The organism is Sphingomonas faeni (genome assembly GCF_030817315.1).
Lineage (GTDB): Bacteria > Pseudomonadota > Alphaproteobacteria > Sphingomonadales > Sphingomonadaceae > Sphingomonas > Sphingomonas faeni_C.
The window spans coordinates 1,065,809-1,090,245 of record NZ_JAUSZF010000001.1 but is presented as its reverse complement, the minus strand read 5'-3'; the positions used below and the strand labels follow the sequence as shown (position 1 = coordinate 1,090,245).

The following is a 24,437-nucleotide window of genomic DNA, read 5'->3' as shown; positions in this document are numbered from 1 at the left end:
TGGTAGTGGATCGCACAACCTGGTGACGCCGGCTTGCGGACCCGATAAATTATCGTAGGGAACATGTTCCAACATGACAGGTTTGTCATGTTGGAACGTAAACTGATATGAAAGGCTAGCTGTGCCAACTCACTTTCCGGAAATGATCGAAGGTTATCATCGGTTTAAGGACGGCCCCTGGGAGGAGCAGCGGGAGCGCTGGGCGGAACTGCGGGACGGCCAGAGCCCGAAGGTGATGATCATCGCCTGCTCCGACAGCCGCGTCGAACCAGCCCAGATTTTCGACACCCTGCCGGGCGAAGTGTTCGTCGTTCGCAACGTCGCCAACCTCGTGCCGCCGTTCGAAACCGGTGGTGGCTATCACGGTGTATCGGCAGCGATCGAGTTCGCCGTCACTCAGCTGAAGGTCGAAGAGATCGTCGTGATGGGCCACGAGAAGTGCGGTGGCTGCAAGGCGGCGTTGACCCAAGCGTTTGCCGATGCCGACCACGGTGCTGGCGGCTTCGTTTCCGACTGGGTCAGCCTGCTCGACGGTGCACGGGAGAAGGTGATCTCGAAGTACGGCGAGAGCGAACAGGCTGGTCGCGAGATGGAGCTCGAGTCGGTCCGCACCTCGATCGCCAACCTGCGCACGTTCCCGTTCGTGACGGAAGCCGAAGCCGCGGGCACGCTCGCACTTCGCGGCGCCTATTTCGGGATCGACAAGGGCCAGATGCTGCTGCTCAACGAGGATGACAAGTTCATCCAGGCTGAAGCAGCAGAGGCGAAGTCAGCTAAGGCCTAACGCCTTCCGCGCTACCTTCTCGACCTTCGGGTCGAGCGGGGGCGGTTCCATCGAGACGCCAGCTTCGAGGCGGTCCGCGATCAGCGTCAGCGCTGCGATCCGGGCCGCCTTTTTGTCGTTGCCGTCGATCACGGACCACGGCGCCGTCGCGGTATCGGTACGCGCGAACATCTCGTCCATCGCCTCCAGATACTCTTTTCGCCGCGACCGGTTGTGGTAATCGTCGAGGCCCGTCTTCCAATGCTTCCACGGATCGAGCAGGCGTGCTTCGAGGCGCCGGTCCTGTTCCTTCTGCGTGGTATGGACGAACAGCTTGATCAGCGTCGTGCCGCTCTCGACCTGTTGGGTTTCGAAAGCGTTGATCTCATCATAGCCGTGACGCCATTCGGCATCGCTGGCGAACCCCTCGACCCGCTCGACCAGGACGCGACCATACCAGCTGCGGTCGAAGATCGCGATGTTGCCGTTGGCGGGCAATCGCTTCCAGAAACGCCAGAGGAAATGATGCGCCTTTTCGTCCGCCGTCGGCGCGGCGATCGGCCACACCTTATAGTTGCGCGGATCCCATTCGGCGGAAAGTCGCTGGATGATGCCGCCCTTCCCCGCCGCGTCCCAGCCTTCGAGCATGACGATTGCGCGCTTGCCGTGCACGATGTGCGCGACCTGGATATGCTCGAGACGCTCCTGAAGTTTCTTCAGGTCGTGCTTGTATCTACCGGCATAGTCAGCGCCGTCTTCGTAATCGGCCAGATGTATCGTCATGCATCGCGCTCCGTCGCCAGTTTCGGGATGAGAACGTTCCAGGGCCCGCGTCGGCGCAGAACGAAACAATAATAGCAGGCAGAGCCCACGATCTGCACGGCCGTCGCGATCAGGCCCGGGCGCCCCTCTTCGAGATCGAGCCAACTGGTCCAGCCGACATAGCCGAGTGCGAGCAACGTCACGACCGGCGCCAGCGGGTAGAGCGGCATCCGGTACGGCGCATGGCTCGTCTTGCCGGTCCGCCTGCCGACCATCACCGCGACGCAGATGCCGGCATAGATAGCGACGAGGCCGGTGCCGCTCAGGACCAGCAATAACTGGAGCGGCAGGAAGCACGCGACGATCCCGAACCCATCCACTGGTCGAGCGGGCGGCCCCAGGATCCGTCGCGCGCAGTGCCGTAGAAGAACCGCGCGCAGGCGAGAATGCAGGCGATCACCGCGTTGACGATCGCGACGACCACGCCGACCGAGATCCAGTCTGCCATTGCGGTCCCACTGCGCAAGCCGACGAGCAGGCCGAATGGGTCTTCCGCGGTGAGTGTGGCGTGGAGATCGAAGGCGCCGACGAGGACGGCGACGATCGGCATGCCCTCGAACAGGAGTGTGAGCGCGAGCGACGCCATGATCGCGCGGGCGATCAACCGGGGGGCGTCGAGCATCTCCTCGCCGAAATACACCGCCGCGCCGTAGCCGCCGTTGAGCGCGAAGATCGCGATCGAGGTGGCGAGGCCGATCGAGGCGGCGGACGCGGGGACGAGCGCACCGGCCTGCGGCATGACCGGGTGGAGCAGGAGGTCGCCGACCGGGCGGACCGTGTCGGCGAGCCCGAGCCAGACGACGGCGACGATTGCAATGACCTCGACCAGCAGGAAGAGACCGGTGAGCCAGGCGTTGACCCGGATCTGAAGGATCGCGACCAAGGTCGATCCTGCGACGACGGCGATCGCGATGGGGATCTGCGGGAGTCCGGGGATGAGCGTGCCGAGCACCGCGCTGACTCCGAGCCCTGCAACCGGTGGGAAGAGCAGGTTGTTGAAGACGTTGACGCCGAGCATGACGAAGCCTGCCATCGGTCCGAGCGTCTGCTGGACGGCGACATACTCGCCGCCTGCGACCGGCCATGCCGACGAGAGTTCGGCGTAGACGAAGGCGGTGGCGACGCAGACGAGCCCGGCGATGAGCGTTGCCCAGACTGCGCCGGTTCCCGCGACCTGGAGCATGCCGGGGACGATGACGAACACCGATGATGCGGGGGGTGCGACGGAAAGGGTGAGGAACAGGACGCCGGTGACGCCGAGGCTGCGGATCAGGGTGGGCGGTGCGGCCGGTGTCGTCCGATCTTCGAGCATGCCTACCCCTTATCGTGTGGGGGTATTTGCATGGTTGTGGGGTTGGCGAAAGCGGTGGGGTGTTTAACGTTCTGCCCTCGCCCCTTCGGGGAGAGGGAGGGGCCCGGCCGCACTTGCGGGTGGGAGGGTGAGGGGAAGTTGGCGCAAACCAACCGCCCCTCACCCTCCCGGCGCAAGCGCGCCTCTTTCCCTCTCCCCGTAGGGGCGAGGGACAGTTGCATCACCCCGCGTTGGGGGCGACGACCTTTGCCGGGTCCTTCGGACCATCGACCGTCAGGCGGATGTTGAGTTCCTTGAGCTGCTTGGCGCTGACCGGGCTTGGTGCGCCCATCATCAGGTCCTCGGCCTTCTGGTTCATCGGGAACAGCACAACCTCGCGGATGTTCGGCTCGCCCGCGAGCAGCATGACCATCCGGTCGATACCCGGTGCCGAGCCGCCATGGGGGGGCGCGCCGACCTTGAACGCGTTGATCATGCCGGCGAAGTTCGTGTCGACGTCGGCCTGCGTATAACCGGCGATCTCGAACGCCTTGTACATGATCTCCGGACGATGGTTCCGGATCGCGCCCGACGACAGCTCGACGCCGTTGCAGACGATATCGTACTGATACGCCAGGATATCGAGCGGGTCCTTCGTCTCCAGCGCCTCCATCTCGCCCTGCGGCATCGAGAACGGGTTGTGGCTGAAATCGACCTTCTTGGCGTCCTCGTCATATTCGAACATCGGGAAGTCGACGATCCAGCAGAACTCGAAGCGGTTCTCGTCGATCAGCCCCAAGTCGGCACCGATCCGGGCACGCGCTGCGCCGGCGAGCTTCGATGCGGGGAGTTCCTTGCCGGCGGCGAAGAAGATGCCATCGTTCGGACCGAGACCCATCTCGGCGATCAGCTTCCGCGTCGCTTCCTCGCCATGGTTCTTGGCGATCGGACCGCCCAGCTCGCCGTTCTTCTGGGTGATGTAGCCGAGCCCGGCATGACCCTCGGCGCGCGCCCAGTCGTTCATGTCGGTGAAGAATTTGCGGCTCTTGTCGGCGGTGTTCGGCGCGGGGATCGCGCGGACCACGTCGCCGCCGGCGATGATCCCGGCGAACAGGCCGAACCCCGAATCGACGAAGTGATGGCCGACGTCGTGGATCAGGATCGGGTTGCGCAAATCGGGCTTGTCGCTGCCGTACTTCAGCATCGATTCGCGGTAGGGGATGCGCTTGAACGGCAATGCCGAGACCTGACGACTCTTGCCCTGCCAGTCGGCGAATTCCTCGAACACGCCGTGCAGCACGGGCTCGATTGCCGCGAACACGTCGTCCTGCGTGACGAAGCTCATCTCGAAATCGAGCTGATAGAACTCACCGGGCGAACGATCGGCGCGAGCGTCCTCGTCGCGGAAACATGGTGCGATCTGGAAATAACGGTCGAAGCCGGCGACCATCAGCAGCTGCTTGAACATCTGCGGCGCCTGCGGGAGCGCGTAAAACTTGCCCGGATGGACGCGGCTCGGCACGAGGTAATCGCGCGCGCCCTCGGGCGACGACGCGGTCAGGATCGGCGTCTGGAATTCGGTGAAACCCTGCGAGTTCATGCGGTTGCGCAGCGATGTTATCACCTGGCTGCGGAGCATGATGTTGGCGTGGAGCCGCTCGCGGCGGAGGTCGAGATAGCGATAACGCAGGCGGATATCCTCAGGATACTCGGCCTCGCCCGCGACCGGCATCGGCAGCTCGCCGGCCATCGACTGGACGGTCGCGGCGGTCGCGCGGATCTCGATGCCGCCGGTGGGCAGGTTAGGGTTGACGGCTTCCGGCGCTCGCGCCGTGACCTTGCCGGTGATCGTGACGACGCTTTCGCTCTTCAGGCCTTCGATGACCTTGAAAACCGGGCCGCTGACGTCGGTGACGATCTGCGTGATGCCGTAGTGATCGCGCAGATCGATGAAGACGAGGTCGCCGTGATCGCGCTTCTTGTGGACCCAGCCGGAGACGCGAACCTCTTCGCCGACCTGTTCGGGGCGGAGGGCGGCGCAGTTATGGGTGCGATAGGCGTGCATGATGGGTCTTCTCGGACGATAAACAGGTGCCTCGCGCTTCCCTTCCCTACCGGCCTTTGTCAAGCCGCCGGACCCTCGCTATGGAAACGTGATGCATATCCACCCGCTTATCTCCGACAGTGCCACGCTCGCCAATCTGTGCGCTCGAATGGCCGACGCCGACTATGTGTGCGTCGACACCGAATTCATGCGTGAGAGCACCTATTACCCGGAACTCTGCCTGATCCAGATCGCCGACGACAAGGAAGCCGCGGCGATCGACCCGATGGCGCCGGGCATCGACCTGAAGCCGCTGCTCGACCTGCTCGTCGAGAATCACGACGTGCTGAAGGTCGTCCACGCAGGTGGGCAGGACATCGAGATCGTCTACAACCTCACCGGCAAGACGCCCTTCCCGCTGTTCGACACGCAGGTCGCGGCCATGGCGCTCGGGCAGGGGGAACAGATCGGCTATTCTAACCTCGTCGACAGTTGGCTCGGCATCGCGGTCGACAAGGGTGCGCGGTTCACCGACTGGGCGCGCCGGCCGCTGGATGCGCGACAGATCGAATATGCGATCGGCGACGTGACGCATCTCTCGAAGATTTTCCCGAAGATGCTGGAGCGGTTGCGGAAAACGGGGCGCGGGGTGTGGCTCGATCAGGAGATGGAGCGGCTCGGCGATATCGCCAATTACGCGAACGATCCGGATCTGGCGTGGAAGCGCGTGCGGATCTCGGGGCGCAAGCCTGACGTGCTGGGGCGGCTTAAGGCGCTGGCGCGGTGGCGTGAGCTTGAGGCGCAGGCGAAGGACCTGCCGCGCGGGCGGATCGTCAAGGACGAGACGCTGGGCGACATGGCGGGGCATCCGCCGCGCAAGCAGGCGGATCTGGCGCGCGTGCGCGGGCTGTCGGCGACCTGGGCCGGCAACGACATCGGCGGACGTCTGATGGCCGCGATCGAGGGTGCGCAACCGCTTGGCGAGGACGAACTGCCGCCCCGCGACGATCGCAAGCCGGGGCTTGGCAAGGAGGGCTCGCTGGTCGCGGACCTGCTCAAGCTGCTGTTGAAGATCCGGTCGCGCGACATCGATGTTGCGTCGAAACTTCTCGCTCGGACCGATGAACTGGAGGCTTTGGCAGCCGGGGTTCGTACCGGGTTGCCGATGCTGGAGGGCTGGCGGTTCGATCAGTTCGGGCGCGATGCGCTCGATCTGGTCGAGGGGCGGCTCGCGTTTGCGGTCATCGGCGGCAAACTGAAGATGACGCGTACGGAGGATGCCGCATGAGGGTCGTCATGGTTGTGGCGTTACTGGCATCGGCCGCGTGTACGCCGGTCGAGATGCGGGGCGAGACGCCTGCCGATCCGCCGGTCGCGGCCGCCTGCAACGCGGACGCTCTGGGCGATCTGGTCGGGAAGCGGGCCAGCGATGCTCGGGCGGACGTCATGCAGACGTGGTCGGGTGCGCGTACGCTCCGGTGGATCGCGCCGAACACGGCCGTCACGATGGACTTCCGGTCCGACCGACTGAACGTTTATGTCGATGCCAAGGGCCGGATCGAACGGTTTACCTGCGCCTGATCGCTTTGATCCGCCCCCTTCCGGGGGGGATCTAGGCGAGAGCTAGCAACGGCCTGCGGCTCAGGGCAGCCGCGAGGGCGGCATGGCGCCGTTCCACCGCTTCTCCGTAAAGCCCGCGATCGTCCGAGCGCAACGTCAGCGTGAGCGACACGCCGTCGTCGGCGAGGCTTGAGCGTTTGAGGGGTCCTGCGAGGCCGCCGCTCATTCGCTGGCCCAGGCGCATTGCCAAGCCCCAGGCGGTCGCGCTCTTCACTGCCGCCGGCGGTGCCAGCCGTCCGACAGGATCTGCCGCCGCCAAGTCGCCACCGAGGCTCGTGTAGAGGGCTTGCGCCAACATTCCCCGCCCGGGCGCGTCGATCGCGACCCAATTGCCGTGCAGCGCGACCTCTACGCCACGTTCGGCGCGGAACTCGGGGTTGGCGCGCCAGCCTACGTCGGCGAGGAGGCATGCCGTGTGGCGAATGCGGGCCATTGCCGGCAGCTCGGTTGCGAACAGCGGCGCAATCCAGCGGTCGAGAAGGTCGCCGTGCTCGGGGAAGCGGCCGAGGAGGCGTCCCTCTTCGCGCGCGGCGACGATGAGCGGATCGAGCGCGCGGTCTGCGGGCTTGAGGTGCTCGTAGAGAAGGCCTTCGCGCAGGCCGTAGGCGGACACGACCGTGGTCCGGCTACCGAGTTGCCGCATCAACACGCCGAGAAGCGCTGCGGCGTCGGCGAGCGTTGCCGTGCGGCCCGACGACAGGCCCGGGATCGCCTTCAGGCGCGGCTTGGACAGTTGTGGGATGGTCCGGCTCAGGCGCGTGACCGTTGCCGCGGACATCGAATATTGGTGGATGATCGGCAGCGGATAATCCGACAACTCCATGTCGAGCCGCGCCAGCGCCCGCCACGACCCGCCGACGAGATAGAGCGGAAGCCCCTGCCCTTTCGCGGTCCAGCCGGCCTCGCGCACCAGACGCGCCACGTAGCGGGCGAGCACCTTGCCGCGCTTCGCCCGGATCGGACCGATTCGCAGGACGCCGAGCGGAAACGAGACGCGGTCCTCGATCTTGCCGCGGCGGACGCGGACGAGTTCCAGACTGCCGCCGCCGAGATCGCCGACGATGCCGTCTGCTTCGGGGATCGCGGAGAGGACGCCATAGCCGGCTGCGCTGGCCTCCTGTTCGCCGGACAGAGTCTCGACCTTCAGGCCGAGTTGTTCAGCGGCTGCAATGAGTTCGCCTCCGTTCTTCGCATCGCGTACCGCCGCCGTGGCGACCGTACGGAGCGTCGAGCACTCCATTTCCTTCGCCACCGCAGCGAAGCGCGCGAGGGCGACGCGTGCCGTCTTCAACGCCGACTTCTCGATCGCACCGGTCGCGGCAAGTCCGCGTCCGAGCCCGGCCAGAACCTTCTCGTTGAAGCGGATCGCGGGAAGACGCGGCGGGCCCTGATACACGACCAGCCGGATCGAGTTCGAGCCGATGTCGATGATCCCCGTACGCGGGTGATCGTCGGTCTCGGCCTTGGGCGTGGAATTGCCGAACAGGATATTCGTGACGCTCATCGTTTTCGCCGAAGCGACAGAGTCGGCACGGCGTTGCTGGTCGCGAGCGAGGCGCCGCGGCCGGAGAGAGACGGGTTGGTCATGAAATACCGATGCAGGTTGAACGGGCGGTCGCCGGGATCGACGCGGCTATATTCGCCGTCGGGGCCTAGCTCCCAACTCTGCTCGTTGTCGATCAGGTTCGCGACCATCACCTGATCGAGGATCTGGTCGTGGACGGTCGGGTTGAGGATCGGCAGCATGTATTCGACGCGGCGGTCGAAATTCCGCGGCATCCAGTCGGCCGACGAAATGAATAGCTTAGCGCCGTCGTTGGGGAGCGCCTTGCCGTTACCGAATGCCCAGATCCGGCTGTGCTCCAAAAACCGGCCGATCACCGATTTCACCCGGATCGTCTCGGACAACCCCGGCACGCCAGGGCGCAGGCAGCAGATGCCGCGGATGATGAGGTCGATCTCGACCCCTGCCCCGCTCGCTTCGTAGAGCTTCTCGATCACCGCAGGGTCGACCAGCGAGTTCATCTTCGCCCAGACGCCGGCGGGCTTGCCGGCGCGCGCGTTGGCGATCTCGACGTCGATCAGGTTCATCAGGTTCTGGCGGAGGTCACGCGGGCTCAGGCTGACGCGCGCCATGTCGGTGGGTTCGACGTACCCCGTGATGTAGTTGAACATCTGCGCCGCATCGCGCCCGACCGCGGCGTCGGCGGTGAAGAAGCTGAGGTCGGTGTAGATCTTGGCGGTGACCGGGTGATAATTGCCGGTGCCGAAATGGCAGTAGGTGCGGAACGCCTGGCCTTCGCGGCGGACGACCAGCGAGACCTTCGCGTGCGTCTTCCAATCGATGAAGCCGTAGACGACCTGTACGCCCGCGCGCTCCAGTGCGGAGGCCCAGACCATGTTCTGCTCTTCGTCGAACCGCGCCTTCAGCTCGACGACTGCGGTGACCGACTTGCCCGCCTCGGCTGCGGTGATCAGCGCGTTGATGACCGCGGGCTGTTTGCCGGCGCGGTAGAGCGTCTGCTTGATCGCCACCACATCCGGATCGTTCGCCGCCTGTTTGAGGAAGGCGAGCACCACTTCGAACGTCTCGTACGGGTGGTGGACGACGATGTCCTTGGCCTTGATCGCCGCAAAGCAATCGCCGCCGAATTCGCGGATCCGCTCGGGAAATCGTGGCGTGAAGGGCGGGAACTTGAGGTCGGGGCGGTCCTCGTCGACCAGTCCGTCGAGGTCGACGATGCCGAGCAGGTTGCCGCTCTCGGTGATGATCGCGTCGGCGCCGCCGAGTTCGTCCTTGAGGACCGCGGCGAGCACGTCGGGAATCCCGGTTTCGAGTTCGAGCCGGATCACCCGGCCACGGCGGCGGCGCTTGATCGCGTTGGCGAAGTAGCGGACGAGGTCCTCGGCTTCCTCCTCGATCTCCATGTCGCTGTCGCGCAGCACGCGGAAACTGGCAGCGGCGAGGACTTCGTAGCCGGGGAATAGAACGGGTGCGAACCGCTTCAGCAGCGTCTCGACCGCGATATAGCGCGCCGGCTCGCCGGGCAGGCGGATGAAGCGCGTCATCGTGTGCGGGAGCATGACGAGTTCGCGAACCGGCTCGTTGTCCGAGATGCGGACGAGGTCGAAGATCACCGACAGGCCGCGGTTCGGGATGAACGGGAAGGGATGCGCGGGGTCGAGCGCCTGCGGGGTCAAGATCGGGAAGATCTGGTCACGGAAATGCGTTTCGAGCCACTCGTCGGCCTCGCCTTCGATGGCTTCGCGGCGAAGGACGAACAGCCCCGCGTCGTCGAGCAGCACGCGGAGATCGCCCCATACCGCCTGCTGACTTGCCATCAGCGCGTCGGCTTCGCGGACGATCGCCGTCAACTGCTGGCCTGCGGTGAGCCCGTCCGCCGAGCGCCGATCGACATCCTGTGTCTGCTGGCCTTTCAAGCCGGCGACACGGACCATGAAAAACTCGTCGAGGTTCGAGCCCGAGATCGACAGGAAGCGGAGCCGCTCGAGCAGCGGATGCGCGGGGTTGCATGCCTCCTCCAGCACACGACGGTTGAACGCGAGCCAGGAGAGCTCACGGTTGAAGAACCGGTCGTTCGGCTGTGCGCCGATGGGATCGTCGTCGTCTTCCGATTGGCGGACGATATGTGCTGGACGGTTCATCGGGCCTCTTGGGGGTCTTATGGTGGGGTAAAGAGCGGGAGGTCGAGAGCGAGCTGCGGCCGGAGGATCAGACCGGCCTCGGTCAGTGTGGTTCGTGCTAGAGGAATGGACAAGCGCTTGCGACGTTCCATCGCCTCCTGATCGAGCGCATCGACGGTTCGCGTTACGGTAATATGACTGCGCTCGATTCTGGTCGCGAGCCAGTCGATCAGATCGGGCCGCGCATCGAGGCTGCGGCGCTCGAAAAGGTGCGCCAGTAATAGCCGCATAAGCTCGTCGTCAGGCGCGCCGATCGCCGCGATCGGGCTGGCGGCTAAGCGCGAGCGGAGATCGGGGAGCTTGACCTTCCATTCGGGCGGCGCGGCGTCGGCGACGATCAGCAGCGGCTTGTGCTCCTCCTGCGCGCGGTTCCAGGCGTGGAACAGTTGCGCCTCCGGCACACGTTCGGCATCGTCGATGATCGTGCCGCCGCTCTTCGCCGCGAAGATCCGCGCGAGCAGGCTGCGACCCGACTTGCGCGGGCCGGTGAGGATGGCAGTCATGACGGGCCAGGTGGCGGTATGCTCCAGCGTGTGGACCGCCCGCGAGTTCGATGGGGTAACCAGGAAGGCGTCGTCGCGAGGGTCCGCCGGCCACCCGAGTGGCAGCGCGATTTGAGTCATCTTGGTCGCGCTCACCCTGTCGTCACGTTGTCCGCGGGTAGATCCGGCGGAAGAAGTTGGGAAACCCGGCGGATGCGGATCGTCTGGCCGGAACCGAAGACTTGGTAACCGCGGGCTTCGAGCGCGGTCTTGAGCGCCGCCGGATCACCGTCATAGGCGACCCGCATCAGCGAGACGCCGCCGAGCGCGAGGCTGGTCGTCGCCGCCGAGCGGACTCCGGGGATGGCGCGGAGGGCAGCCTCGGTCGAGGACACGGCGTTGGCGGCGGGCGTGTCGAACTGGACCGTGATCGAGCTGCCGGCACCACCGGTCAGGACCGCGGTATTGGCGTCTGCGGTCTCATCGGTTGGCAGGTCGTCAATGACCGGGGCTTCGGGCTCCGGCGGCGGCGACAGGCTGTAGTCTACGCGGAGCGAACCGTTGCGGCGCGCCTGTTGGTACAGGTCGTCGATCCGCTTCACGCCGGTGTCGAGCAATTGCGGCAGGCCGTCGGACGTTCCCACACGGAGCGTGAACCGTCCGATCAGGTCGTTGTCGGGGCCGTGACGCGCTTCGAACACGCCGATCACCGGGCCACCAGGCCATTGGCGATAGAGCTTCACCACCGGGCTCAACACGTCGCTCGCGCCATATTGGTCGAGGATCGTCCGCCACCAGCCTCGGCCGGGGCGCTGCGTCTGGCCGGCGTTGAGCAGGAGTGCATCGGGGCCCGAGCCGGACGGGCGGACATAGTCGATGCTGCTGTTGCCGGTGCGATAGCGCGCCCAGGCCTGCTGCCACTGCGTGCTCTGCTCGAACGCCTGGCCGACGCCGCCCGAATATTGGATCGGGATGACGAGCATGGGCTGCGAGCGATCGGCATAGGTCGAGATGCCGAGGATCGATCCGGCGCGGGTGCGATCGAACAAGACGCCGAGCTTGGCGATGTACCGCTGCGGGCCGATCTGTTCGTTCTCGACGACGATCCCGGAGACCAGCGAATCGAGCGTGCCGTCGGAGACGAGGCCACCACCGCCGCCGAGACGGTTCGACAATTGTACCCAGGCTTTCCGTTGTGCGAGCCGCCAGCCGCTGTAGCGCGCGGCGTCCGCGGTCTTGCCGGCTACGTCGACCGTGACGCCGCTCACCTCGTAGGCGCTGCCGCTGTCGACCGGGGCTGCGCCTCGGCTGCCGCCCTCGATCTGCGCGAGCACGGCTCCGCCGCTGAGCAGCAAAGCGGCGCCGGCAAGCGCGGTGGGGAGGGTACGGATACGCATCAAGCGGGCCTTTTGGCGAAGCAGACGTGGAAATCCAAGCGCGATGTGGCTAGCAGCACCGATCATGACCGATACGCCAGACACCGCCGCTCCCGCCACGGGCTCCTATACCTACGCTCAAGCAGGCGTTTCGATCGCCGCGGGCAACGCGCTGGTGCGGGCGATCGCCCCGCTCGCGCGCTCGACGCGACGGCCGGGCGCGGACGCGGATCTTGGCGGGTTCGGCGGGATGTTCGATCTGAAGGCGGCGGGGTTCGTCGATCCGTTGCTGGTCGCGGCGAACGATGGCGTCGGCACCAAGCTGAAGCTGGCGATCGAATGGGATCGGCATGAGGGCGTCGGCGTCGACCTGGTCGCGATGTGCGTCAACGATCTGATCGTCCAGGGCGCCGAGCCTCTGTTCTTCCTCGATTATTATGCGAGCGGGAAGCTGGACGCGGCGGTCGCCGAGCGTGTCGTTGCCTCGATCGCCGAGGGTTGCAAGACCGCGGGTTGCGCGCTGATCGGAGGCGAGACCGCCGAGATGCCGGGCATGTATGCGGATGGCGATTACGATCTCGCGGGCTTCTGCGTGGGTGCGGTCGAGCGGACCAACGTACTCACCGGGCGCGAGATCGCGGTCGGCGACGTGATACTCGGGTTGGCCTCATCGGGCGTGCATTCGAACGGCTTCTCGTTGGTTCGGCGGCTGGCGACCGACCGCGGATGGAAGCTCGATCGGCCTGCGCTGTTCGACCAGGACAAGTTGCTGATCGATCACTTGATGGCGCCGACTCGCATTTACGTGGCGAGCCTGCTGCCTTTGCTGCGCGAGCGGCGGATCAAGGGGCTGGCGCATATCACCGGCGGTGGCCTGCTCGAGAACATTCCGCGCGTCCTGCCGGACGGTGTGCATGCGGTGGTCGACGCGGATGCGTGGGAGCAGTCGCGATTGATGGCGTTCCTGCAGGCGCAGGGCGCGATCGAGCCGGAAGAAATGGCGCGGACGTTCAACTGCGGCATCGGGATGGTTGCGATCGTGAGTTCCGACGAGGCCGAGGCGGTGACTTCGGCACTGGAGGCGGCGGACGAGACGGTGTTCACGATCGGGCGAATCGAGACCGGGGCGCATGGCTGCACGGTTCGTGGGTCTGCGGGTACGTGGAGCGCGCGCGAGGACTGGACCGCGACGCATGGCTGAGAAGACGCGGGTCGGCGTGCTGATCTCCGGGCGCGGATCGAACATGATGGCGCTGGTCGGCGCGTCGCGCGCGGCCGAGTGTCCGTATGAGATCGCGTTGGTGGCTTCGGACAAGCCGGATGCGGCTGGGCTCGAATGGGCGCGGTCGCAGGGTCTGGCGACGTTTGCGCTTTCACCCAAGGGTTTAGGGAAGCCTGCTTACGAGGCGGCGATCGATGCGGCGTTGCGCGAGGCTGGCGTCGAGGTCGTTGCGCTGGCCGGGTATATGCGGTTGCTGTCGGACGGTTTCGTCGCAGCGTGGCGCGATCGGATCGTCAACATCCATCCTTCGCTGCTGCCCAAGTACAAGGGGCTCGACACGCACGCGCGGGCAATCGCGGCGGGGGATGCGGTCGGCGGGTGCTCGGTGCACGTCGTGACCGAGGAACTCGACGGCGGCGTGGTGCTGGGGCAGGCCGAGGTACCGATCCTTGCGGATGACGATGCGGATGGGCTTGCGGAGCGCGTACTTGCGGCCGAACATGTGCTGTATCCCAAGATCTTGGCGGAGTTCGTGACGCGATGACCGATCTGTCCCCTCTCGACCGCGTTCGTGCGGCGGCGCTGGCGTTGCCCGAGACCGACGAAACGGTGTCGCATGGCCAGCCGACGTTCTTCGTCGCGGGCAAGCAGTTCGCGCAGTTCCGGGCGGACCATCATGACGATGGGCTGACCGTGGTGTGCGTAAAGACGGGTGGAGCCGACGAGCAGGCGATGCTGATCGAGGCCAACCCGGGCGTGTATTCGCGGCCCGCGTATCTTGGTGCGACCGGGTGGGTCGGCGTGAACCTTGCGGGCGATCCGGACTGGGCGCTGGTGGAGGACCGGATCGCGCGGAGTTGGGAACTGGCGGCCCCTGCCCGCCTGCTGGAAGCCGGTGGGCGATGAGCGGCGAGACCCCGACCGAACGGCGCGAGGCTGCGGCGACGCGGCGGCGCTGGGTCACGCTGGCGGAAGTCGTGGCGGTTGCAGGCGTGCTGATCGCCGCGCTGACGTTGTGGACGAACTGGTCGGATCACCGGGCTAACGAGGCGGACAAGCTTGCCGCGCAATCGAGTGCGGCGCGCGAGCGGACGAAGATCGATCTGTCGGCGATCGTGCAGGATGGCGGCGATACGCTGTTGCTGAAGGATGCGCGGCATGACCTTCAGGACGTGACGATCACGTTTCCCAAGGCGCTTGGCGTATCGCCGCAGCGGCCGCCGGCCGAGCCGATCATCGACGCCTCGTGGGTCTCGGCGCCGATGCTGAAGCTGACCGATGGTGGTTCGGACGATCGTGCGGGGCGGCTGCCGGTGCTGGTGAGCGTGCAGTATTTCGACGGCGACCGGACTCGCTCGGCGGTTGGGATCTACGATGTGATCTGGAAGACCGAGGGGCGGATGCTGCGGGGGCGCGCGTTGAAGCTCGAGGGCTTGCGGGTTCGGCAGCGTGGCGGGGATCAGGCGCGGCTCGATGCGATCTGGGCGAAAGAGAAGCCTGCGGCCTAGGTCGCACCCTACAGCATGTTTCCCCGCGAAGGCGGGGATCCAGACTGGGCTCCCGCCTTCGCGGGAGAACAAGGGGGCGGTGGCCGCCCGTTCTAATCCTCACACCGCTCGTGCGTAGACCGGGTCTTCGTGGAGAGTGGCGCCGACGGTGAACTGGCGGGCGCCGATTACCTTGAAGCCGTGGCGTTCGTAGAAGGCTCGGGCGCGGGTGTTCTGGTCCCATACGCCTAGCAGGACGCGGGTTCGGCCTGCCACGGAGGCGTCTTCCAAGGCACGCATCATCAGTGCGGCGCCCAGGCCTGTGCCTTGCGCGTGCTTCATCAGGTAGATGCGGCGGAGTTCGATGTCCGCGGGGCCGGACTCGATCGGGAAATCGGGTCCCGTGAGCACCGTGTAGCCGATCGGTGCGTGGCCGGGCTCGTGCTCGGCGAGCGTCACGATCGTCGCGGGGTCGGCCAGCCACGTCTCGAACGTGGCGATGCTATTCTTCATCGTGCAGTGGGCGACAATGTCGGCCCCGGTCAGCACGGTCGCGTAGGTGTCGAGGAACGTGGCGGATGCGACGAGCGACAGCGCGGGCGCATCGCCCGGCCCTGCCCGTCGCAACCGCCAGGTCATCAGCCGACGATTTCTTCGGGCTTGAAGAAGTACGCGATCTCGATTGCGGCGTTCTCGTCCGAATCCGAACCGTGCACGGTGTTGGCTTCGATCGACTCGGCGAGTTCCTTGCGGATCGTGCCGGGCTCGGCGTTGGCGGGGTTGGTGGCGCCCATGATGTCGCGGTTGCGCTGCATCGCGTTCTCGCCTTCGAGAACCTGGACGACGACAGGCCCTGAGATCATGAACGAGACGAGCTCGCCGAAGAACGGACGCTCCTTGTGGACCGCGTAGAAGCCCTCGGCCTGCTCGCGGGTCATCTGGATGCGCTTCGAAGCGACGACGCGCAGGCCGGCTTCCTCGAGCATCTTGGTGACCGCACCGGTCAGGTTGCGGCGGGTTGCGTCGGGCTTGATGATCGAAAAGGTACGGTTCGCGGCCATGATGGTCACGGGCTCCTGTGATAAAGCTTTGGAAAAGTGGCGCCGCCCTAGAGCCGGGGCGGTCCGAATGCAACTAGGCGGCCTGTTCCCAGCGTCCGGCGTCGTTCTGTTTCCAGTAGCGGCGTTCGACGCCGTCGCGGTCGGCTAGCGCTTTCCATGCGAGGCGCGCTTCCTGGATAGCTTCGTCGTCGAAGAGATGAAAGCCCCGGTCGAAGGTCAGGATAAGGTCACGCCACCGACCATCGACGATCGCGACGTTGCGCGCCGCATTGGCCGGGGCGGTTTCGAGTATGTCGTCCGCGATCAGAATGGGTTGCGCTGCATCGTCGTTGCTGCCGGCCTGGGCGTGGGGGAGAAAGCTCTCGGGGGCGTAGGACCAGAGCAGGCGGTCGAGGGCGGTGCGTTGTTCCTGGGGTTCGGCGACTATGAGGAGACGGCCGCCGGTTGCGACAACGCGCTCGGCGATGCGCGGGAGGACGCGGTCGAGGGGGGCTGTTAGGTGGTAGAAATCGACCTGCATTCTTACTCCCCTTCCGCTTGCGGGAGGGGTCGGGGGAGGGGTTCGCCTCGCTCGACACCGCTCGCGGTTGGCCCCTCCCCTAACCCCTCCCGCAAGCGGGAGGGGAATTCTTGCGTTCAGCCCTCGAAATTGTCCGCGACGAATTGCTCGAAATTGTCCGCGACGAATTGGTCGAGCAACCGCACGCCGTAGCCGGTGGCGCCCTTGTCGTGGTTCGTGCCGGGCTTGTCGGACCAGACCATGCCGGCGATGTCGAGATGCGCCCACTTCACGCCTTCGTCGACGAAGCGCTTGATGAACTGCGCCGCGGTGATCGAGCCCGCGCCGCGGGGCCCCACGTTCTTCATGTCGGCGATCGGCGAATCGATCAGCTTGTCGTAGGCAGGCGACAGCGGGAAGCGCCAGAGCGTGTCGCCGGTGGTCTTGCCGGCCGCAATCAGCTGGTCGGCGAGCGTGTCGTCATTGGCGAAGATGCCGCCATTCTCGGTGCCGAGCGCGACGATCATCGCCCCCGTCAGCGTGGCGAGATCGACGATCGTGGTCGGCTTGTGCGCCTGCTGCACCCACGTGACGCAATCGCAGAGCACGAGGCGTCCCTCGGCGTCGGTGTTGAGCACTTCGATCGTCTGGCCGGACATAGACGTGATGACGTCGCTCGGGCGCAGTGCGGCGCCATCGGGCATGTTCTCGACGAGACCCATCACGCCGACGACGTTCGCCTTCGCCTTGCGGCTGGCCAGTGCCTTCATCGCGCCGGCGACGGCACCAGCGCCGCCCATGTCCCACTTCATGTCTTCCATGCCCGCGCCGGGCTTGATCGAGATGCCGCCCGAATCGAACGTCACGCCCTTGCCGACGAACGCGAGCGTCGGCGCATCGGCCCCTGCCCCGTTCCATTTCAGCGCGAGGATGCGTGCTTCACGCCGCGAGCCCTGGCTGACGCCGAGCAACGAGCCCATGCCGAGTTCGGTCATCTGCGCTTCGTCGAGCACGGTGATCTCCAGGCCGAGGCCCTCGACCTCCTTGGTCACCTTCTCGACGAAGCTCTCGGGATAGACGACGTTCGGCGGCGACGTGACCAGCCAGCGCGTCAGGTCGAGACCGCCGGTGACCGCCAACTGCTCGGCCCACGCCGCATCGGTGCCCTCGGGCGCGCCGGCGATGGTGATCTCGGTCAGAGTCGGCGTCGACTTCTCGGGAAGCTTGGTGCGGTACGTGTCGTAGCGCCATGCGCGCTGCGCGGCGGCGGCGGCGAAGTGCGCGGCGGCCTTCGGAGTCGGCGTGGCGCCGGCGGAGAGGTCGGCGACGACCGAGGTCGCGCCCGAGGTCAGCAGGCGTGCGGTGATCGCGCCGCCCGCCTTTTCCCAATCCGCGTTCTCGCCTGCGCCGACGCCGACGAGCAGAACTTGGCGGACTGCACCGTCGACGGGCACGAACAGCTCGACGACCGAACCCGCCTCGCCTGCGAACCGTGCCGCGCTCGCCGCGCTGGTCGCCACCGCCTCGACATCGCCGCCGATCGCGCTCCACTTGGTCTGCGCCACGCCGTCCTTCGCGACGGGGACGGCCAGGATCGGGGCGTTGGCGGGAACGGTCGGGGCGAAGACGATCTGCATGAAGAAACCTCGGGAAGCTTTTGAACGGATGTGCGTACCCCATAAGTTGATGCCGCGGGTCCGGCAAAGCAAGGTGGAGCGCCTCAACGCCCGATGATTGCAGCGACGCGGCTGCAAGCGAGTGCGGGATGCGATTGCAGCGAAGGGCCGGTGGTGCGATAGGCGGGCGATATGGCGGCAAACGGCTGCCCAGTGCCAAAGGGGTTGGTTCGGATCGTGTTGCGTATCGACCTTTTGACGGGTTGTGCCGTTTCGCTCGCGCTGGCGTGCGGACTGGCTAGTTCACCCGTGCAGGCCCAGGATTTCCAGAACCGTCGGGTCGCGCCACCGGTTCAGGACCTGCCGGTTGCCAATGCGTCGACGGCGACGCCGGCCGAAGACCAGGTGCAGTTCAGCTCCACGGCGCTGGAATACAACACCAACACCGATATCGTCACCGCGACCGGTGAAGTCCGCATGTTCCGTCAGGGCAGTCGCCTGCGCGCCGACAAGGTCGTGTGGGACCGCAAGACCGGCAAGGTCGTCGCGACCGGCAACATCGCAGTCACCAATCCCGAAGGCGACATCGCGTATGGCGACGAGATCAACCTTACCGACTCGCTGAAGGACGGCGTGGTCGATAACATGCTCGTCGTGCTCGAACAGGGCGGACGTCTGGCGGCCAAGCAGGGCACGCGCGACGCCAATGGCACGGTCAATCTGAAGACGGCCGCCTACACGCCGTGCAGCGTCACCAACACCGCCGGTTGCCCGAAGGAACCGACGTGGAAGATCACCGCGGTCCGCGTCACCTATCGGCCAGAACGCAAGCGCATCTTCTACAAGGGGGCGCGGCTGCATCTGTTCGGGTTGCCGAGCCTGCCGCTGCCCGAATTCTCGAACCCGGTCGGTGGCGGCAGCGATAGCGGTCTGCTCTCGCCGAATGGTGGCTACAGCCGCGTCAACGGCGTCGAAGTCAGCGTCCCCTATTACTGGAAGCTCGCCCCCAACCAGGGGCTGGTCATCACGCCGCACATCTACAGCAGCGTGCTGCCGATGGCGCAGGTCGACTATTCCGCGCTGAATCCGAAGGGTGCGTTCAAGATACGCGCCTATGCGACCGAAAGCCGGCGCAGCGACGATCTGACGACCGCCACCCCGACCGACACGAGCATGGCGTTTCGCGGCTATATCGACGGCATGGCGCGGTATCAGCTGTCGCCGAACTGGACCGCGAGCGGTTCGCTTCGCCTGACGACGGACCGGACGTTCCTGCGTCGCTACGACATTTCGCGCGACGATCGGCTGCGCACCACGGCCAGCCTGGAGCGGATCGACGACAGCAGCTATTTCTCGCTGAGCGGCTGGTACGCGCAGACGTTGCGCGTGGCCGACAGGCAGGGGGAACAGCCGATCGCGCTGCCCGAGATCGATTATCGCAAGCGCTTCGACGACGGGCTGGTCGGTGGCCGGTTCCAGCTCCAGCTGAATACGCTCGCGCTGACCCGCACCGATGGCCAGGATACGCAACGCGCGTTCGGCAGCCTACAATGGGACCTGCGCCGCTTCACGAACTGGGGCCAGGAGGTCGTGTTCACGGCGTTTGCGCGCGGTGATCTCTACAATACCAACGACATCAGTACCACGATCCCCAGCTATCAGGGGCTCGAAGGTTTCCGCCAGCGCGTCATCGGCGCGGCCGCGGTGGACGTGAAATGGCCGTTCATCGGCACGTTCATGGGCGGGACGCAGCGCTTTACGCCACGCGTGCAGTTCGTCGCGGCGCCCAAGGTGGCCAATATCACGTTGCCGAACGAGGATTCGCGCGCGGTCGACCTGGACGACACCAACCTGTTCTCGCTCAACCGGTTCGCCGGCTATGATCGGTTCGAGGATTCGTCGCGCGTCACTTATGGTGGCGAATGGGCGCTCGATTTGCCGGGTATCGCGTTCACCACCGACGTCGGCCAGAGCTACCGTGTGGACACGCGGCCGACGATTTTGCCCGACGGCACCGGCCTCAGCGACCGGTTCTCCGACATCGTCGGGCGCAGCGAACTCCGGTTCCGCGACTTCGTCTCGATCGTCCACCGCTACCGGCTCGACAAGGATGGCTTTGCGATCCGTCGCAACGAGTTGGACGCGACGATCGGTTCGCGCGCGACGTATGTGCTGGTCGGGTATCTGAAGCTCAACCGCAACATCGATGCCTCGATCGAGGATCTGCGCGACCGCGAGGAAGTCCGTGTTGCAGGTCGCGTGCAGTTCGCGCGGTTCTGGTCGGCGTTCGGCTCGGGCGTGGTCGATCTCACCAACGCATCGGAAGATCCGCTGTCCCGCAGCGACGGCTTCACGCCGATCCGTCACCGGCTCGGCGTGCAGTATGAGGACGACTGCCTGCGTCTCGGCGGGACGTGGCGGCGGACCTACAACGACACCGGCGACGCGCGTAAGGGCAACAGCTTCCTGTTGACGCTGGCCTTCACCAACCTCGGCCGCTAAGCCCGCGTTCAGCTACTTTGGGGCAAACCGCGCCGCATATGCGTCGTCAGGGCAATGACGGTGCGATGTATGGCGTGCGATGATGGGATACCGACACTTGAAGCATAATGTTCGACTGGCGGCGCGTGGCGGCCGTGTGATCGGTTCGGTGGTTTTGGCCGCGCTGGCGGCAAGCGCGATCGCGCAAGGCGCTCCCCCGCAAGGTGCCGCGGGTCAGGCCGGCGCGGGTCGGACGGTCCAGGACCAGAGCGTGCCGGACAATACCGGTCTCGACATCCCGACCAACCTCCAGATCTTCGGCAAGGTCGACCCCAACGTCCGCAAGCCGACCGCGATCGTCAACGACACGGTTATCACCGGCACCGACGTCGACCAGCGTGTCTCGCTGGTGGCGATGGCGAACGAGGCGAAGCTGTCGCCGGAGGACCGCGAGCGGCTGAAGTTGCAGGTGCTGCGCCAGTTGATCGACGAGACGCTTCAGATCCAGGAAGCGAAGACCGCCGATATCACGATTACCCCGGCCGAGCTGACGCAGAGCTATGACGCGGTGTCGAAGCGCTTCAACCGCACGCCGGTCGCGATGCGTGCGTATCTGCGCGAGTCGGGCTCGTCGGAGCGGTCGCTGAAGCGGCAGATCGAGGGCGAGCTGGCGTGGCAGCGCTATCTGCGTCGCCGCGTCGAGCCGTTCGTCAACGTCGGCGACGAGGAAGTGAAGTCGATCATCGACCGTCTCCAGGCGGCCAAGGGCACCGACGAGTTCAACCTCAAGGAAATCTATCTCGCGGCGACGCCGGCGAACAGCCAGCAGGTCTATGCGAACGCCAAGCAGATCCTGCAGGAGATCCAGAAGGGCGCGCAGCCGTTCGAATATTACGCGCGTCAATTCTCCGAAGCGTCGACCCGCGCGGTCGGTGGCGATCTCGGCTGGATCCGGACTGCGACGTTGCCGGCCCAGCTAGCCGAAGCCGCGACCTCGATGCAGGTCGGCCAGGTTGCCGGGCCGATCGAGGTCTCGGGTGGCTATTCGATCCTGTACCTGACCGACAAGCGGCAGGTGCTGACCGCCGACCCGCGTGACGCCAAGCTCAGCCTGAAGCAGCTGACGCTGCGCTTCCCGCCGAACACCAACCAGGCGCAGGCCAGCGCGCGGGCGCAGGCGTTTGCCAAGGCGACGCAGGAGCTGCGCGGCTGCGGTACGGTCGAGAAGGTCGCGGCCGGGATCGGCGCGGACGTGGTCGACAACGATACAGTCCGCATCCGCGACCTGCCACCGCAGCTTCAGGAAGTGATGTTGAAGCTCCAGGTCGGTGAGTCGAGCCCGCCGTTCGGGTCCGCGGAACAGGGCGTTCGTGCGCTGGTGCTGTGCGGTCGCGACGAAGCATCCGGCGGTTCGGTGCCGAACTCCGAGCAGATCCAGGGGCAGCTCGAACAGCAGCGCGTCAATTTGCGCGCCCAGCAGAAGCTGCGCGATCTGCGGCGCGATGCCGTGGTCGAATATCGGTGATTGGATCGTGAGCCGCGTCTCGCCACTGGCGGTGTCGATGGGCGATCCTGCCGGGATCGGGCCCGAGATCATCGCCAAGGCCTGGGATGCGCGCGAGACGCACCACTTGCCGCCGTTCGTCGCGGTCGGCGATGCGCGGGCGATCGAGCGCGTGTGGGCGGGCCCGATCGCGCGTATCGCGGATCTGAACGCGGGGGCAGCTGTGTTCGGCGAGGCGTTGCCGGTGCTGACCGTGAGCGATGCGGGGGCAATCGTGCCGGGTGAGCCCGACGCGGATGGGGCGCGCTGTGCCTTGCATTCGCTGGAACTCGCCGTTGGTCTTGTCCGCACGGGTGCTGCGCGTGCGCTGGTGACGGGGCCGGTTTCGAAGTCGCAGCTTTACGCGATCGGCTTCAGTCATCCGGGCCAGACCGAGTTCGTGGCCGAACGCTACGGTGTGGCGGGCGATAATGCGGTGATGATGCTCGCCGGGCCGTCGCTGAAGGTCGTGCCGATCACGACCCACGTGCCGTTGAAGGAAGTGTCGGCGCTGCTGACGATCGAGCTTATCGTTGCCAAGGGCCGGGCGACGGCGCGCGGGTTGTTGAAGAACTTTGGAATCGAGAACCCGCGGCTCGCCTTTGCGGGGTTCAATCCGCACGCTGGCGAACAGGGTGCGCTTGGACGCGAGGAGATCGAAATCATCGCGCCGGCGATCGCTATCCTTCGCGAGGAAAGTATCGATGCGACCGGGCCTTTCGCGGCGGATACGATGTTCCACCCGCGGGCGCGCACGTCATACGACGTCGTGATGTGCTGTTACCACGATCAGGCGCTGGTGCCGCTCAAGACGATCCATTTCGACGAAGGCGTGAACATGACGCTGGGCCTGCCGATCGTCCGCACCTCGCCGGATCACGGCACTGCGTTTGCCATCGCCGGCAAGAACCTCGCCGAACCGGGCGCGATGATCGCGGCGATCCGGATGGCCGGCGAGGCGGCGGACCTGCGCGCCAGCAGCGCGGCGTGACGGAACTTTCGCCGCTGCGCGAGGTGATCGCGCGTTATGGACTGAACGCGAGCAAGGCGCTTGGGCAGAATTTTCTGTTCGACGGGCAGTTGCTCAAGCGGATCGCGGCTGTGCCGGGTGATTTGCAGGATGCCGAAGTGCTCGAAGTCGGGCCTGGTCCTGGTGGCCTGACGCGTGCGCTGCTTGCCGCTGGTGCGCGCGTGACAGCAATCGAGCGCGATCGGCGGTGTATTCCGGCGCTGGCGGAGCTCGGCGAGGCGTATCCGGGTAAGCTGCGGGTAATTGAGGGCGATGCGATGGAAGTCGACGCGCCTGCGCTGTTCGAGGGCAAGCCGCATATCGTGTCGAACCTGCCGTATAATATTGGCACCGCGCTGCTGGTCGGCTGGCTGTCGACGTCGTGGTTGCCGTGGTGGCAATCGTGCACGCTGATGTTCCAGAAGGAAGTCGCCGAGCGGATCGTCGCCAAGACCAATGACGATCATTACGGGCGGTTGGCGGTGCTGGCGCAGTGGCGCTCGACGGCGCGGATCGCGATGCCGGTGCACCGGTCTGCGTTCACGCCGCCGCCGAAGGTGATGTCGGCGGTGGTGCATCTGGTGCCGGTGGAGGCGCCCGAGGGGGTGAACTTTGCGGTGCTGGAGCGGCTGACGGGTGCGGCATTCGGGCAGCGGCGGAAGATGTTGCGGCAGAGTTTGAAGGGCGTGCCGGGGGCGCTGGATGCGCTTGAGCGGATTGGGGTGGAGGCTACGCGGCGGGCGGAGACGCTGTCGGTTGCGGATTTTACGGCTTTGGCGCGCGAGACACGCTGATCTTCCCCCCTCCCTTGGCGGGAGGGGTTGGGGGTAGGTTGGCTTCCGTATGACGGACGGCTGCGACACGAGCGGCCTACCCACCCCCTGCCCCTCCCTTTCATAAAAGGGGAGTGCGTTAGTCCTTGGCGGCTACCGGCGTTTTCTCGACTTGCGCGGTTGTGATCGGGGGGCCCTTGGCGATTACCGCGGCTAGCTGCGTCGCTTCCGGGCACACCCCTTTGCAGAGCGTGCGGATCTTTACGAGGTTGTCCTTCGCGCGGACTACGGCGCCCTTGGCGACCAGCGCCTCGCCCTGCCCCTTGAGCGCGGCGACGTCGTTGGGTTCAAGCAGCAAGGCCTCGCGGTACAGGCGGATCGCCTTGCCGGGAAGGTCACGGGTTTCGGCAACGCGCGCGAGCAGGAGGAATGCCCCCCGGTTGCGCGGATCGACCGCGACCGACGTTTCCAAGACGTCCGTCGCGCCATCGAGATTGCCCGCGGCGACCAGCGCGCGGCCTTGCGCCAGCAACTGCATCGACCGGGCGTCGATCTGCGCGTCGGGGCGCTGGCCGCTGAGCGATGTCGACACGCACACGACGGTAAGCGCGGCGGCAAGGGCAACGGACGAAAAACGCATCAT

General features: G+C 66.0%; 24 protein-coding genes. 11 read left to right on the top strand and 13 right to left on the bottom strand.

The window, feature by feature from the left end; all coding sequences use genetic code 11:
- Positions 1–142 precede the first annotated feature (142 nt).
- Positions 143–784, top strand: a complete 642-nt coding sequence (locus QFZ54_RS05100) for a carbonic anhydrase (RefSeq protein ID WP_307085032.1) — start codon at positions 143–145, stop codon at positions 782–784.
- Here QFZ54_RS05100 and QFZ54_RS05095 read toward each other — a convergent pair.
- The 4 genes from QFZ54_RS05095 to aspS form a co-directional block, all read right to left on the bottom strand.
- Positions 770–1,546, bottom strand: coding sequence for a polyphosphate kinase 2 family protein (locus QFZ54_RS05095; protein WP_307085030.1), 777 nt, complete (start codon positions 1,544–1,546; stop codon positions 770–772). The two genes, QFZ54_RS05100 and QFZ54_RS05095, sit on opposite strands and share 15 nt — an antisense overlap.
- A complete protein-coding gene (locus tag QFZ54_RS05090; protein ID WP_307085028.1) occupies positions 1,543–1,860 on the bottom strand; it encodes a hypothetical protein in 318 nt (105 codons plus the stop codon). Before QFZ54_RS05090 ends, QFZ54_RS05095 begins: the two co-directional genes overlap by 4 nt.
- Positions 1,848–2,897 (bottom strand): APC family permease, encoded by a 1,050-nt coding sequence (locus tag QFZ54_RS05085; protein WP_307085026.1) that lies wholly within the window; start codon positions 2,895–2,897, stop codon positions 1,848–1,850. Before QFZ54_RS05085 ends, QFZ54_RS05090 begins: the two co-directional genes overlap by 13 nt.
- Before the next feature lie 220 nt (positions 2,898–3,117).
- Complete coding sequence (gene aspS / locus QFZ54_RS05080) at positions 3,118–4,941, bottom strand: aspartate--tRNA ligase (RefSeq protein ID WP_307085024.1); 1,824 nt, start codon at positions 4,939–4,941, stop codon at positions 3,118–3,120.
- Between the two features lie 91 nt (positions 4,942–5,032).
- Between aspS and rnd the strand changes: the two genes are divergently transcribed.
- Entirely contained in the window at positions 5,033–6,208 is a 1,176-nt protein-coding gene (gene rnd / locus QFZ54_RS05075) for a ribonuclease D (protein ID WP_307085023.1), read from the top strand.
- Complete coding sequence (locus tag QFZ54_RS05070) at positions 6,205–6,501, top strand: I78 family peptidase inhibitor (RefSeq protein WP_307085022.1); 297 nt, start codon at positions 6,205–6,207, stop codon at positions 6,499–6,501. Before rnd ends, QFZ54_RS05070 begins: the two co-directional genes overlap by 4 nt.
- A 31-nt stretch (positions 6,502–6,532) precedes the next feature.
- Here QFZ54_RS05070 and QFZ54_RS05065 read toward each other — a convergent pair whose 3' ends face one another.
- Genes QFZ54_RS05065 through QFZ54_RS05050 form a run of 4 tightly spaced genes read right to left on the bottom strand, consistent with a single transcriptional unit; the run spans position 6,533 to position 12,124 of the window.
- Complete coding sequence (locus QFZ54_RS05065) at positions 6,533–8,044, bottom strand: Ppx/GppA family phosphatase (RefSeq protein ID WP_307085020.1); 1,512 nt, start codon at positions 8,042–8,044, stop codon at positions 6,533–6,535.
- Positions 8,041–10,206, bottom strand: coding sequence for an RNA degradosome polyphosphate kinase (locus QFZ54_RS05060; protein ID WP_307085017.1), 2,166 nt, complete (start codon positions 10,204–10,206; stop codon positions 8,041–8,043). The genes QFZ54_RS05065 and QFZ54_RS05060 overlap by 4 nt, the downstream gene beginning before the upstream one ends.
- A 17-nt stretch (positions 10,207–10,223) precedes the next feature.
- Positions 10,224–10,868 (bottom strand): HdaA/DnaA family protein, encoded by a 645-nt coding sequence (locus QFZ54_RS05055; RefSeq protein ID WP_056482954.1) that lies wholly within the window; start codon positions 10,866–10,868, stop codon positions 10,224–10,226.
- 11 nt (positions 10,869–10,879) lie between these two features.
- Complete coding sequence (locus QFZ54_RS05050) at positions 10,880–12,124, bottom strand: heavy-metal-associated domain-containing protein (protein ID WP_307085013.1); 1,245 nt, start codon at positions 12,122–12,124, stop codon at positions 10,880–10,882.
- A gap of 64 nt (positions 12,125–12,188) precedes the next feature.
- Between QFZ54_RS05050 and purM the strand changes: the two genes are divergently transcribed.
- Genes purM through QFZ54_RS05030 form a run of 4 tightly spaced genes read left to right on the top strand, consistent with a single transcriptional unit; the run spans position 12,189 to position 14,833 of the window.
- The gene (gene purM, locus QFZ54_RS05045; RefSeq protein ID WP_307085011.1) at positions 12,189–13,304 is read left to right on the top strand and encodes a phosphoribosylformylglycinamidine cyclo-ligase; all 1,116 of its coding nucleotides are present in this window, start codon (positions 12,189–12,191) and stop codon (positions 13,302–13,304) included.
- Positions 13,297–13,869, top strand: coding sequence for a phosphoribosylglycinamide formyltransferase (gene purN, locus QFZ54_RS05040; protein WP_307085009.1), 573 nt, complete (start codon positions 13,297–13,299; stop codon positions 13,867–13,869). Before purM ends, purN begins: the two co-directional genes overlap by 8 nt.
- Positions 13,866–14,231 (top strand): MmcQ/YjbR family DNA-binding protein, encoded by a 366-nt coding sequence (locus QFZ54_RS05035; RefSeq protein WP_307085007.1) that lies wholly within the window; start codon positions 13,866–13,868, stop codon positions 14,229–14,231. The genes purN and QFZ54_RS05035 overlap by 4 nt, the downstream gene beginning before the upstream one ends.
- Positions 14,228–14,833, top strand: a complete 606-nt coding sequence (locus QFZ54_RS05030) for a hypothetical protein (RefSeq protein ID WP_307085005.1) — start codon at positions 14,228–14,230, stop codon at positions 14,831–14,833. The genes QFZ54_RS05035 and QFZ54_RS05030 overlap by 4 nt, the downstream gene beginning before the upstream one ends.
- A gap of 99 nt (positions 14,834–14,932) precedes the next feature.
- Here QFZ54_RS05030 and QFZ54_RS05025 read toward each other — a convergent pair whose 3' ends face one another.
- From QFZ54_RS05025 to QFZ54_RS05010, 4 genes are all read right to left on the bottom strand, one after another.
- On the bottom strand, positions 14,933–15,451 hold the full coding sequence (locus QFZ54_RS05025; protein ID WP_307085003.1) for a GNAT family N-acetyltransferase: 519 nt from the start codon (positions 15,449–15,451) through the stop codon (positions 14,933–14,935).
- Complete coding sequence (ndk, locus tag QFZ54_RS05020; RefSeq protein WP_307089276.1) at positions 15,451–15,873, bottom strand: nucleoside-diphosphate kinase; 423 nt, start codon at positions 15,871–15,873, stop codon at positions 15,451–15,453. The genes QFZ54_RS05025 and ndk overlap by 1 nt, the downstream gene beginning before the upstream one ends.
- Positions 15,874–15,946: 73 nt before the next feature.
- A complete protein-coding gene (locus tag QFZ54_RS05015) occupies positions 15,947–16,393 on the bottom strand; it encodes a DNA polymerase III subunit chi (RefSeq protein ID WP_307085001.1) in 447 nt (148 codons plus the stop codon).
- 116 nt (positions 16,394–16,509) lie between these two features.
- A complete protein-coding gene (locus QFZ54_RS05010) occupies positions 16,510–18,009 on the bottom strand; it encodes a leucyl aminopeptidase (RefSeq protein WP_307084999.1) in 1,500 nt (499 codons plus the stop codon).
- Positions 18,010–18,225: 216 nt separating this feature from the next.
- Here QFZ54_RS05010 and QFZ54_RS05005 point away from each other — a divergent pair, with 216 nt between their 5' ends.
- The 4 genes from QFZ54_RS05005 (at position 18,226) to rsmA (ending at position 23,815) form a co-directional block, all read left to right on the top strand.
- Positions 18,226–20,490, top strand: a complete 2,265-nt coding sequence (locus QFZ54_RS05005) for an LPS-assembly protein LptD (RefSeq protein ID WP_373458449.1) — start codon at positions 18,226–18,228, stop codon at positions 20,488–20,490.
- A gap of 82 nt (positions 20,491–20,572) precedes the next feature.
- A complete protein-coding gene (locus QFZ54_RS05000; protein ID WP_373458447.1) occupies positions 20,573–21,994 on the top strand; it encodes a peptidylprolyl isomerase in 1,422 nt (473 codons plus the stop codon).
- Positions 21,972–23,003: a 4-hydroxythreonine-4-phosphate dehydrogenase PdxA gene (gene pdxA, locus QFZ54_RS04995; RefSeq protein ID WP_307084989.1), complete on the top strand. Its 1,032-nt coding sequence runs from the start codon at positions 21,972–21,974 to the stop codon at positions 23,001–23,003. The genes QFZ54_RS05000 and pdxA overlap by 23 nt, the downstream gene beginning before the upstream one ends.
- Positions 23,000–23,815, top strand: coding sequence for a 16S rRNA (adenine(1518)-N(6)/adenine(1519)-N(6))-dimethyltransferase RsmA (gene rsmA, locus QFZ54_RS04990; protein ID WP_307084987.1), 816 nt, complete (start codon positions 23,000–23,002; stop codon positions 23,813–23,815). The genes pdxA and rsmA overlap by 4 nt, the downstream gene beginning before the upstream one ends.
- A gap of 118 nt (positions 23,816–23,933) precedes the next feature.
- Here rsmA and QFZ54_RS04985 read toward each other — a convergent pair whose 3' ends face one another.
- Positions 23,934–24,434, bottom strand: a complete 501-nt coding sequence (locus QFZ54_RS04985) for a tetratricopeptide repeat protein (RefSeq protein ID WP_307084985.1) — start codon at positions 24,432–24,434, stop codon at positions 23,934–23,936.
- Positions 24,435–24,437: the final 3 nt, after the last annotated feature.